Raw genomic sequence first — 11,636 nt, 5'->3', positions numbered from 1 at the left:
ATTTGAATTGTATTTTTACGAATTTTACAGTTTTTATTTTCTATAATCGATAGAATCGTCCATAATCTTAATATGAAAACCTACCTTGATTTTTTATCATATGTTTTACATCAGGGCATTGATCGTACAGATCGCACTGGTGTTGGGACGCGATCGATTTTTGGGTATCAGATGCGATTTGATTTACAAGCTGGATTCCCATTGTTAACAACAAAGAAACTGCATTTGCGTTCGATCATCTATGAGCTTTTGTGGTTTCTTAAAGGTGATACAAATATTGCATGGTTGAAGAAACATGGTGTATCAATTTGGGATGAATGGGCTGATGAAAAGGGAAACCTTGGTCCTATTTATGGTTATCAGTGGCGTTCTTGGCCTGCTCCCGATGGAAGACATATTGATCAAATTAATAACCTTTTAACTATGATCAAAGAAACGCCTGATTCTCGTCGCCTAATTGTATCTGCTTGGAATCCCGCATTGATAGAGGAAATGGCTCTTCCTCCTTGTCATTGTCTTTTTCAATTTTACGTTGCTGATGGTAAATTATCTTGCCAACTTTATCAACGTTCAGCGGATATTTTTTTAGGTGTTCCATTCAACATTGCTTCCTATGCGTTATTAACGATGATGATTGCGCAAGTGAGCGAACTTAAAGTAGGAGATTTTATTCATACCCTTGGTGATGCCCACCTTTATTCTAATCATTTTGAACAAGCTCAATATCAGTTGTCACGTGTACCAAATGCTTTGCCGTTTATGCGTATAAATTCAGAGGTAACAGATCTTTTTTCTTTTAAATTTGAAGATTTTGAATTGCTTAATTATGACGCCCAGACACATATTAGAGCACCGGTGGCAATATGATTTTTAAAGTTTGTTTAATTGCAGCTGTTGCAGAAAATGGTGTTATCGGTCATGAAGGTGCTTTGCCTTGGCATTTGTCGACGGATTTACAACGCTTTAAGGCTTTGACTTTCGGTAAACCCATTATTATGGGTCGAAAGACTTGGGATTCTCTTGGCCGTCCTTTACCTGGGCGCACAAATATTGTCATTACTCACAATCGTGCTTTCTCAGCTGAAGGCGCTGTTATTGCACACTCTTTATCTCAGGCTTGTTCGGTTGCAAAAAGGGTGTCCTCTCAAAATAGTGCAGATGCAGTTTTTATTATTGGTGGTGGTGAAATTTTTCAACAAGGGTTGCCTATTGCTGATAAAATATTTCTTACAGAAGTTTTAGCTTCCATTAAAGGTGATAGCTTTTTTCCTGTCTTCGACAAAGAAAAGTGGACTATTATACAAACACAATATATTCCAGAAGGAGTTAAAGATAGTCATCCATCACGTTTTATGGTTTATGAGCGGAAGTAATCATTTGTAATTTAAGGGGAGGAAGCCTGTTCTTTACATTGTAATCGGGTAAGAGGTATCCTATAAGAGCGAGTAAATGGTTAATATTTAATTAATGGTAGTCAGTTAAAGAGGTGATAATGCCCTGGACAAATCAAAATGGTGGCGGCCCATGGAGCGGCGATAAAAATAAATCGGGTGGCGATAAGAAAGCGCCAGCTAAGAATCTTTTTGGGTCTGGGGGCAATAACAGTGGTAATAATGGTCCCAATCTTGATGACATTTTGCGTAAAGGGAAGGATCAGTTTAAGCAAGTTGGTAGAAGTGGGATTTTTGTTCTGTTACTTCTGCTTGCCGTGTTTTTTTTGCTCTATCAGTCGCTTTATATCGTTCAGCAAAATGAACAAGCTGTGGAGTTGCGTTTTGGTGTTCCTAAGGAAGGAATCATCGGAGATGGTTTGCATTTTCACTTTTGGCCAATTGAGACCTATATGAAAGTGCCTTTAACGGAAAAAACAATCGCGATTGGTGGTCAGTCTGGTCAGGCGCAACAAAGTGAAGGTTTGATGCTTTCGAGTGATCAGAATATTGTTAATGTCAACTTCTCTGTTTACTATCGGATTTCACGTCCAAGTCAATTTTTATTCAATGTGAGTGATCAAGAAGGGACAGTTCGTCAAGTTGCAGAGAGTGCAATGCGTGAAGTTATTGGTTCAAGACCTGTTGATGATGTTTTACGTGACAAGAAAGAAGAAGTTGCTAATGATGTTAGAAAAGTTATTCAGTTGACTGTAGATAAATATCAACTTGGTGTTGAAATAAGCCGTGTCTCTATCAGTGAAGCTGCTCCTCCTACGAAGGTTGCCGCTGCGTTTAATTCTGTTCAGCAAGCAGAGCAGGAACGCGGGCGAATGATTGAAGAAGGCAATCGTGTGCGTTTTACCAAGATTGGTTTAGCAAATGGTGAAGCTTCACGTACACGGGAAATAGCAAAAGGTGAAAAGGCGCAAATGGTTGAAGAGGCACGCGGACGTGCTGAGCGTTTTCAGGCTATAGCTCGTGCAGCAGCAATTTCACCAGAGGCTACGCGTTATCGTTTTTATATGGAGACAATGGGGCGTATTCTTTCTTCATCAAATAAGTTGGTTCTTGACCAAGTAAATTCTCCGGCAGTGCCTTATTTACCTCTGAATGAATTGCTACGTAGCGATTCATTAGAAAATACGAAAAAAATATCAGCACATTCTAAATCATTATTAGATTCTCGCATTTCTGAAGGACGCTAATTATGCAGCAGTCTCGTTTCGTTTTTATGTTTAGTACCATAGTGCTTCTTTTGATGGTCTTGTGGATGTCTATTTTTATTGTTTATCCTCGTCAACAAGTGGCAATTAAGCGTTTTGGACAAATTGTTAAGGTAGAGTCTGAGCCTGGGATTTATTTGAAAATGCCCTTTGTGGATAAGATGATTGTTATTGATAATCGATTATTGCGTTATGATGTTCCCACACAATCTGTACAGGTTCGTGGTGGTGCTTATTATGAAGTTGATGCGTTCTTTATTTATCGTATTACGGATCCTAAGTTGTTTTTACAGCGCATTGCTTCAGGGCGTCCGCAAATTGCTGCGCGTGAAAATCTTGCGCCGCGTTTTATAGATGCTTTGCGGGCCGTTTATGGTAAGCGAGAGTTTAAGGCAGCTTTATCAGATGAACGGGGAGCGATGATGACTGAAGTGCAGCGACAGTTTTCTGTAGATGCAGGTTCATTGGGTATCACCATTCTTGATGTGCGTATTCGCAAAACTGATTTGACTGATGCGGTGTCGGAGGATGTTTATCGGCAAATGGCAGCTGAACGTGAAGCTGCAGCGGAAAATATTCGTGCTCGTGGGCAGCAGGAGCGGGATCGTATTGTGGCGGAAGCTAATCGTGAATATGAAGAAATTGTAGCAGCTGCAAAGCGTGATGCTGAAATTACTCGTGGTGAAGGTCAGGCTGAAAGCATTCGTCTTTTATTGAATGCAAGAGAAGCTAATCCGGCTTTCTATGATTTTTGGTTAGCGATGGAACAGTACAAAAATTTGGAGCGTGTTCCTATGGTGATTTCACCAAACGAAGATTTCTTTTTCTATTTCCGTCATCCACTGCAAGCAAATAGAAAGTTTTCATCACCAATGGATACTGGCTTCAGTAAAATTGATCCAAATCTTGGGAAAGAGTAGATGACACAGTAGACTGTTGAAGGAGCTTTGATATGAGAAGTGTCGTCAGTGGTCGCTTTCTTTTATGATAAGAGCTAGGGTATTGGGCCATACTGATTTTGCATAAATAAATTTAGTGAGGCTTTTTGCAGCATTTTGTTAAAGGCATGTCATGGGTAGAAATACATCTTTGAAGTTTTTTGCTACAAAAATTGTTGTTTGTGTGGTTTTATTTTTATTAACCTCAATCAGTTTTTCTTGGGGGGAGGAGACAAAGAATACACATCTTCCGATTCCTGATTTAGCCGCTGAGCTTTTGGAGACGGTTGTGAATATTTCCACAGCACAAATTGTTGAAGGAACCGAACAGGATGAGTACACTTCGATACCTGTTATTCCGAAAGATTCATTGTTGCAAGAATATTTTAGTGATTTTTTTACACCTAAAAATGGTCAAAAGGATAGTCAGTTTCAAAAGGTACCTTCTTTGGGATCTGGTTTTGTGATTGATGCGCAAAAAGGACTTATTGTTACAAATTATCACGTTATTGTTGATGCTGATGATATTGAAGTTAATTTTACCGATGGTACAAAGCTGAAAGCAAAATTGCTTGGAAAGGATAGTAAGACTGATTTAGCATTACTTCAGGTGGATGCAGGAAATAAAAAATTAAAGGCTGTGCGTTTTGGTGATTCAGAAAAAGCACGCATTGGTGATTGGGTGATGGCTATCGGGAATCCCTATGGTTTTGGTGGAAGTGTAACTGTTGGTATTATTTCTGCACGCAATCGTGATCTTAATGCTGGTCCTTATGATAATTTTATTCAGACAGATGCAGCGATTAACCGAGGAAATTCTGGTGGTCCGTTGTTTGATAGAAATGGTGAGGTGATTGGGATTAATACGGCAATTATTTCGCCTTCTGGAGGGTCTATTGGTATTGGTTTTGCAATACCATCCGATATGGCTCTTTCTGTGATTAATCAGTTACGTGATTTTGGAGAAATAAGGCGTGGTTGGTTAGCTATTCGTATTCAACCGGTGACAGAAGATATTGCAAAAAGTTTGAAACTGGACGACGCTGTGGGGGCATTGGTTGCTGGTAAAATAGAACAGGCGAATGTCGATAATAGCCAGTTACAGGATGGAGATGTTATTCTTTCCTTTGGGGATGCGAAAATTAAGCATGCACGTGATTTACCGCGTTTAGTGGCGGAAAGTCCAGAAGGAAAAGTGGTAGATGTTACTGTTTTTCGGGACGGGCAGGAGAAAACTGTACAGGTTAAGCTTGGTCGTTTGATTGAGACAGACGCAAATGAAAATACAGAAGAAGAATCCGATGATGAAAAAAACAGTTCTGTATCGAAAAGCATGACAGTACAATTTATGGGAATGACATTATCTGAGCTGACAGCGGATTTGCGTCATCGTTATTCAATTACGGATAAGGTTCGAGGATTGGTGGTGACATCTGTTACACAAAATAGCGCGGCAGATAAAAAGCGTATTCGCATTGGTGAAGTGATTGTTGATATTAATCAAAGTTCTGTCACAACAATTGATGAGGCTAAAAAACGTATTCACAAATTACGTGAAGCTGGACGCAAAAATGCTCTATGCATTGTTGCTCAGCCAGATGGAGAGTTACGGTTCGTAACGATTCCAATAGATTGATATTTGGGGGTGGATTGTTGCTTTGGAGATTATTTTTTGAATGTGTGTTTAACCGTTTATGTCTCTGTTATCGTTATAAACGTATGCGATAGATGATTGTTTACTCGCTTCGGTTCTTTAAATAGCAATTATTACAGGAAGATTCGTATTAGAGCTCATAATTTGTGAGAGTTGTTGCGTCTTGTTTTGTGGTTGATGGGAAAGAAACAATATGAGGAAAATGAGTGCTTTAAAAAAGTAATTTGCTGAAGATTTATTATAAAAAATATCATTTATTTCTGTATAGAATTGTAAAAAGTATGTTTGTTTATGATGGTCATCCTGAAAAAATTTCGTGGTTGTGTTTTATTATTGCATAATGATAGCAAAAGGAAATGCTTTGAGACTTTTTTAGGGGTTATTATTGTGTTCATTTTTTCAAAAGTGGTAGAATAATTATAGGCGCTTTCTCTGTATTAATTATAGAATTTTTTTGCTTGTATTTTGTTTGAAGAGTTCACTCTTTGACACGGTGAATGAAATGCAGGGTTAGGGGTTGATTATGTGTGTTGCAATAAGTTGTTGATTAATGGATATAGGCATTTCCATTCATGATACAGAGAACGATTACATTGATAGCGGGGCCAACAGCAAGTGGAAAATCAGCGCTTGCCTTACAGATGGCCAAAGAAAAAAATGCTCTTATCATCAACACTGATTCAATGCAGGTTTATGATGTTTTAAATATTTTAACGGCACGGCCAACGGAGGCTGATACTGCAATTGTTCCACATTATCTTTATGGTTATGTGAGTCCTACTCTGAATTATTCAGTAGGGCAATGGTCGCGTGATGTTGAGAAATTGTTGACTACATTTACGTCGAAATCACTTATTTTTGTTGGTGGAACAGGGCTGTATTTTCGTGCCCTTTTAGAGGGGATTGCAAAAATTCCTCATGTTCCAGATGTTGTGCGGCAGAAATGGCGATTTCGGCTTGATAAAGAAGGAGCTGAAAGCCTTTATCGTCAGTTGTTGCAGGTTGATGCTGTTCTCGCTGAGAAAATTTCTTCACAAGATGGTCAGCGTATCATCCGTGCTTTGGAAGTTTATGATGCAACTGATAAGAAGTTAAGCTGGTGGCAGAAACAAAAAACTCCCCCTTTGATTGTGCCAAATTGTGCCGAAAAAATTCTTCTCATTCCATCACGTCAATTGCTTTATGAACGTATTCATAAGCGGTTGGACTTTATGTTTGAAAAAGGTGCTTTAGAAGAAGTGGTTGCTATGAAAAAGCTCATGATTTCCCCTTTGTTACCAGCGATGAAGGCTATTGGTATACCTGAATTTATAGCTTATTTGGATGGATATAGAAGTTTTGAGAATGCTCTTGAAGCAGTAAAAACACAGACAAGGAGATATGCAAAAAGGCAAATGACATGGTTTCGTAATCAATTTGATGAAGAGTGGACGCCTATTTCTTGATAAAAGAGGTGAGAAGTTTGAAAAAAAATCAGAAAGATAGTAGTGAATAGAGATTTTTTAGGAAATATAATTTTTTATTGACGAATGACATCAATAGAATTAAAATCTCCTGCCATAAAGGAATATTCTTCTTACGTTTTTTATGCGAAGTGGGGGGGCATGCAATATATGTTTTGTGTGTAATGGGCTCTCTCGGAGCCTTTTTTTATAGGCTCCTTCGGGGGCTTTTTTATTATGCTACCAAGTAGGCGAGTGGGAAAAATGACAGATCATCCAAGATTGCAAGAGAATGCAGACGGACAAATAATGTCGGGTGCTGAAATGGTGGTTCAAGCTCTTATTGATCAAGGGGTTAAACATCTCTTTGGTTATCCTGGTGGGGCTGTTCTTCCTATTTTTGATGTTATTTATCAACAAGATGCAGTTCGTCATATTTTGGTGCGTCATGAACAAGCAGCGGGTCATGCTGCTGAAGGTTATGCACGTAGTACAGGGAAAGTAGGCGTTATGCTGGTGACTTCTGGTCCAGGGGCAACGAATGCTGTGACACCTTTGCAAGATGCGCTTATGGATTCTATCCCACTTGTTTGTTTTTCTGGTCAAGTTCCAACAACTGTGATTGGAACAAATGGTTTTCAAGAAGCTGACACGGTTGGTATTACAAAGTCTTGTACTAAATATAATTGTTTGGTCGAAAATGTGAATGATCTTGCAGCAATCATTCATGAATCTTTTTCTATTGCTCAATCAGGACGTCCAGGGCCGGTTTTGATTGATATTCCTAAAGATGTGCAATTTGCTTCAGGTGTTTATAGAGCTCCTCAAGTTTCGGCATCTCTGCGTTCTCGTCCACAGTTTAAAGAGAATACTAAGACTATCGAATGTGCTGTTTCTCTTTTAGCAGAAGCAAAACGCCCTGTTATTTATTCTGGTGGTGGTGTCATTTCATCGGGCCCTGAAGCTGTACAGCTTTTGCATGATTTGGTTCAACTAGGAGACTTCCCGATCACTTCGACGCTTATGGGACTTGGTGCTTATCCTGCTTCTGGCAAGAATTGGCTTGGAATGCTTGGAATGCATGGAACCTATGAGGCTAATATGGCCATGCATGATTGTGATGTTATGTTAGCTGTTGGTGCACGGTTTGATGATCGTATTACTGGGCGGCTTGATGCGTTTGCTCCTCATGCGCGTATTATTCATATTGATATAGATCCTTCTTCTATCAATAAGATTGTAAAAGTAGAAGTTCCACTTATTGGCGATGTAGCTGATGTTTTGGGAGATATCAATCGACGCTTGCATATGCAGCAGCCAATATTTAAAAGCGAAAGTCGTAAGGAGTGGTGGAAGCAAATCAATCGCTGGAAAGCTCGTAATTCATTAGCATATATGAAGAAAAAAGATGTCATTATGCCACAATATGCTCTTGAACGGCTTTATGCACTTACCAAAGATGTGCATGCTTATGTCACGACTGATGTTGGGCAGCATCAGATGTGGGCTGCACAGTATTATCGTTTTGATGAGCCAAAACATTGGATGACTTCTGGTGGTCTTGGAACTATGGGGTATGGTCTTCCTGCTGCTATTGGTGTTCAAATAGCACACCCTGATGCGCTTGTGTTATGTATTTCTGGGGATGCTTCAATTCAGATGAATATTCAAGAGCTCGCAACAGCAATTCAACATAATACACCAGTGAAAATTTTTATTTTAAATAATCAGTATATGGGTATGGTCCGACAGTGGCAGCAATTGTTGCATGGCAATCGTCTTTCTCATTCTTATACGGAATCGATGCCTGACTTTGTAAAATTGGCACAAGCTTACGGAGTGGTTGGTCTTTGTTGTTCACATCCAGATGAACTTGATGATAAAATTCAGCAAATGATTGATTGTGATAAGCCAGTTCTCTTCGATTGTCGTGTTGCTAATTTAGAAAACTGTTTTCCCATGATTCCATCTGGGTGTGCGCATAATGATATGCTGTTACCTGATGAAGCTAATGATGAAGCCGTTGCAAATGCTGTTTCTTCCGAAGGAAAGATTCTTGTATAAAATGAGTATATTAACAAAATAGTAAAGGATGGTGATGATGAAGTCTTTGGAGTCTTCATCTCTGTCTCTTCTTTGTGGAGAGTTCCTATTATCCTTAGAGCTCATTTTATGATTTTCATTCTTTGTTTAAAGAGAGGGGGGTGTATTATTATTTGTTCATCTAAAAAATGTTATAAGTCGTGTGCAATTATGTTTGAATTTATTTGTACGCGATGTTTGTTTTTTAATTCATATGTTCACATTAATAGCTATTTCGGTGCATTTTTTAGATAATATATTGAATTATCTGTTATAAATTAATTATGTTGTCTCATATATGAAAGATTCCATCGTGCAAGAAAAAAGCCACCGTGCTTGAAGGGTGAAGCCATGCAAACCGTCATGCCTATGAAAACAATAGTTTGTCACTATGTTTTGGTTTCGCATTATGAAATTACTCCAAATCGCTCTTTCAAGGGCTTGATAGGAGAATCCCCTTAGCGGCTTGAAAGGAAGGGAAAAAATAACAAAGATCAAACGCAGCCATAGAAAATCAATTGGCCACCATAGCTTATAATCAGGTAGTAACTTCACCTGATTATGCGGGAGAAGTCTCTACATATGAGATGTGTAGTTAACATATAAACCAGAATAATACTCAACGTCATATCATTATCAGGACATTAACATTGAAAATCAAATACTCTTTCTTTATATTTGTTCCACATATCTATGATTCCATAAATCTGCAGACACAAATACTCTTTGAATCCACCGCATTGGATTTTCCTATCAAATGACCCAAAAAATTTCTCTCTAGAGTGTAGAGCCATTCTGTTATCAATCTATAATAATCTTCCTGGTTGTACATCAATTCCAAAAGATACAGCCTTAGTAGCTTCATAAAATTGATCTAAAGCTTCCTTGGCTTTTTTTGACTATGGTTCTAACATGCCCAGATAAAAAACAGTGCCGATATCTGGGAATTCACTGTCTCCTCGAACTAGGGGCACTTTACTTGTAGAGGTTACCCCATTTTTTCTCCATCTATAGGAACATTAATTATATATAAATTATCCCTTAAGCTATTCAAATCCTTCTCACTTAAAAGTTTTAAAGCTAGATGTGCAACAGATATTCTCGTTAACGGGCCATCAACTTCATTGCGAATACCAGATAAAAGTATCCTTTTAGGAGATAAATTTAAACCAGTTATAAATTTTAGTGCAGCATTTTCTATATGAAAATCTAACTCAACGTCAGATCCTAATCCTGTATAATCTTTTTTATTATCCTCTAAAGAAACTAGGTTATTTACTATATGTTTGCTTTCAAACTTAATTGAATAAGGCTCTCCGATTAATAAAGAAAACATCATAATTAAATTTTCGCTAATATAGCCACTTTTACAAGACGCATCTAAATTATAAGGAGTAGGTGACGTATTAATTTGTCTATCAATTGGAAGGTTTTCAAAGATTAAATATGGTCTAGGAGTAATAGACACCTTTTTCTTTATAAGAATTGTCAATATTCTATGTGGTAGCAGCGAAAATGCTGTTTTTTTAGCTCAACCGAATATTCAATACTACCGTATGGATCATAAATAACATGGTCTGAAGCCTCCCAAAGTTTGTCTCTTTCGCCATTGTTCAATTCAAAAGTATTTTCATTTATCATTATAATTTCCTCCTCAATTATATTTCCCTACTTTTTTATTAAGAAAAGTGAAAAAATAATCATTAAAATTAAAATCAGCCATGTTAGTAAATAAGTGTCTGTAAAATCTTGGATTAATCCAAATAATGGTGAAGCAGTAATAATTGCGATTTGATTTACAGACATTGCTAAACCCAGAGAAAAGCCAACGCTTTCTTTCGGCGAAGAGTCTACAATATAAGCAACCCAAGGGCCATGCCATCCTAATCCAAAAAACCTAACCAAGCAGATAAAATAGTTAAATAAATTATGGATCCACTCATGCCCAAAATTAATATTAAAAATCCAAAAACGACTGCAATCATGCAAAACAAGACAGGAAAAAATCGTCCGTTTCTACAATAATCACTCCACGCTGCTAAAATAATTCTTCCTAAGGCACCAGAAGCCTGTGAAACAAAAAACAAATAAGCACTTTTATCTAGAGACAGGTGATAGATTCTATAAAAATAAATCGTTATAAAAATGGTTAAAACATATTGAACGATCACAAGTGAAACGCCTGAAAAAATAATATTCTTCATATGCGGCGCAGCCAACATCGCAAGACGAGACCTTACATTTGCATAGAACGAAACTCTTGCCTTGCTTTCTGGAACGATAGCTACAACTTTTGCTGGTGAGTGATAAAAAATAATAAATGTACATCCACCTAAAAAAGAAACTATGGCACCGACCAAAAACGCACTTTGTATGCCATAGACAAATGCACTAGCAGGAAGAACTATCCCAGCTAATGCCCCACCTAATGGTAGTCCCGCCTGCCTTATTCCCATTGCAAATCCGCGTTGCGATTGTGGAAACCATGAAGAAACAGATTTAGCGCCACTGGATTGAGCAGAACTATAAAATCCTCCTACAATTAGCAAACAGATCAAAAGGGAAATATAGTTATCTGCGATTGCTCCCAACAAAAGAGTGACAGAAACGCCGACCGCGCCAACTCCAACAATATAGCGCTCGTTAGATTTGTCTAGTAATTCGCCAGCTATAAGTAGAAACTGCGCTGCTGAAGACAGCAAACCTATCTGAGAGTCACTAAGCGAGAAATCCTTCTTAAAAAAATTCAGCTAAAGGACCAATCCCTTAAACAAAGAAGCAGGCTCATGCTTGAGCGATAGTGGCAACAAGCAATACAATCCATCTATAATATTTTTTTCTATAAATTTATTATTGCTCACTTA

At 38.0% G+C, this 11,636-nt stretch carries 9 protein-coding genes; 7 read left to right on the top strand and 2 right to left on the bottom strand.

The annotated features are described in order from the left end of the window. Nucleotides 1-72: 72 nt before the first annotated feature. From MCO_RS06820 to MCO_RS06790, 7 genes are all read left to right on the top strand, one after another. A complete protein-coding gene (locus MCO_RS06820; protein WP_007553401.1) occupies nucleotides 73-867 on the top strand; it encodes a thymidylate synthase in 795 nt (264 codons plus the stop codon). Beyond that, complete coding sequence (locus MCO_RS06815) at nucleotides 864-1,373, top strand: dihydrofolate reductase (protein ID WP_007553400.1); 510 nt, start codon at nucleotides 864-866, stop codon at nucleotides 1,371-1,373. Before MCO_RS06820 ends, MCO_RS06815 begins: the two co-directional genes overlap by 4 nt. A 119-nt stretch (nucleotides 1,374-1,492) precedes the next feature. Continuing rightward, complete coding sequence (gene hflK, locus MCO_RS06810) at nucleotides 1,493-2,638, top strand: FtsH protease activity modulator HflK (RefSeq protein WP_007553399.1); 1,146 nt, start codon at nucleotides 1,493-1,495, stop codon at nucleotides 2,636-2,638. A 2-nt stretch (nucleotides 2,639-2,640) separates the two neighbouring features. Then, nucleotides 2,641-3,576 (top strand): protease modulator HflC, encoded by a 936-nt coding sequence (gene hflC / locus MCO_RS06805; RefSeq protein ID WP_007553398.1) that lies wholly within the window; start codon nucleotides 2,641-2,643, stop codon nucleotides 3,574-3,576. 151 nt (nucleotides 3,577-3,727) lie between these two features. After that, on the top strand, nucleotides 3,728-5,230 hold the full coding sequence (locus MCO_RS06800) for a Do family serine endopeptidase (RefSeq protein ID WP_007553397.1): 1,503 nt from the start codon (nucleotides 3,728-3,730) through the stop codon (nucleotides 5,228-5,230). A gap of 590 nt (nucleotides 5,231-5,820) precedes the next feature. After that, nucleotides 5,821-6,693: a tRNA (adenosine(37)-N6)-dimethylallyltransferase MiaA gene (gene miaA / locus MCO_RS06795; RefSeq protein WP_007553396.1), complete on the top strand. Its 873-nt coding sequence runs from the start codon at nucleotides 5,821-5,823 to the stop codon at nucleotides 6,691-6,693. A 261-nt stretch (nucleotides 6,694-6,954) separates the two neighbouring features. Beyond that, nucleotides 6,955-8,754: an acetolactate synthase 3 large subunit gene (locus MCO_RS06790; RefSeq protein WP_007553395.1), complete on the top strand. Its 1,800-nt coding sequence runs from the start codon at nucleotides 6,955-6,957 to the stop codon at nucleotides 8,752-8,754. A gap of 1,006 nt (nucleotides 8,755-9,760) precedes the next feature. Here the strand turns inward: MCO_RS06790 and MCO_RS11270 are convergent. Beyond that, nucleotides 9,761-10,240, bottom strand: coding sequence for a hypothetical protein (locus MCO_RS11270; protein WP_245256856.1), 480 nt, complete (start codon nucleotides 10,238-10,240; stop codon nucleotides 9,761-9,763). Between the two features lie 415 nt (nucleotides 10,241-10,655). Further along, entirely contained in the window at nucleotides 10,656-11,474 is an 819-nt protein-coding gene (locus MCO_RS06780; protein WP_007553392.1) for an MFS transporter, read from the bottom strand. Nucleotides 11,475-11,636 lie beyond the last annotated feature (162 nt).

The organism is Bartonella sp. DB5-6, from assembly GCF_000278115.1.
In the GTDB taxonomy this organism is placed as follows: Bacteria; Pseudomonadota; Alphaproteobacteria; order Rhizobiales; family Rhizobiaceae; genus Bartonella; species Bartonella refiksaydamii.
Note: the sequence above shows the minus strand (reverse complement) of the source record. Positions and strands in the feature narration are given on the sequence as shown.